Origin of the sequence: Streptomyces torulosus, assembly GCF_001419765.1 — a bacterium.
Classification (GTDB): domain Bacteria; phylum Actinomycetota; class Actinomycetes; order Streptomycetales; family Streptomycetaceae; genus Streptomyces; species Streptomyces torulosus.
On record NZ_LIRK01000427.1, the window covers coordinates 8800 to 9499 of the forward strand.

General features: G+C 73.9%; 1 pseudogene. It reads right to left on the reverse strand.

The features are described from left to right. Positions 1 to 592: pseudogene (locus AOK23_RS50385) on the reverse strand (hypothetical protein); the annotation flags it as partial. Positions 593 to 700 lie beyond the last annotated feature (108 nt).

A 700-nucleotide genomic window follows, 5' to 3' on the forward strand; every position in this document is an offset into this window, starting at 1 on the left:
AGTAGCCGAGTCCACGCGCGACCGACAGCTCGATGATGTACGGGATCGGGTCGCCCGGGGCGAGCAGCGCCGCGTCGCCGCACGCCGACCTCGCCTCCTCCATGATGATCCGGAACTCGTCCGTGCCCGGCGTCGCCGTCCGCCACGCCTGCTGCACCAGGAACTCCGCGTGCACCGCGGCGCCGCCCGCGTCCTTGGGGGCTTCGGTCCGCCACACCCGCAGCCACTGCCCGCCCGGCGAGTCGCTCACCCCGCCCGGCCGCTGCGCCAGCTCCAGCGAGGCCGCGCCCGCGAACGCCTGCACCCGCTGCCAGCGCACCTCGCCGTCCGCCTCGGTCCCGGCCAGCAGCTGCTGCGCCGCCCGGTAGTCCTGGGTGCGCTGCACCACGTCCAGCACATCCAGCAGATCCTGGTCGGGGCCGGGCATCCGGACGTCCAGCAGCTCCTGCCGGACGAACCCGTAGTTCGCCGGATCGGCCGCGTCCGGGTGCCCCGCGTGCACTTGCTGGATACCGGCCCGCCTGCGCGCCATGATCGGCCACACCACCATGCCGATCATGAGCAGCGCCATCAGCCCCCAGAGAATCTCCATACGCCAAGGGTTCCAGACACCACCGACAAATGGCGAACGAGGGCGGGGGCGGGGCGCCCGCCGGAGCTGCGGGGTGCTGGCCGGAGGCGCCGGGCGTCCGCTCGAGCC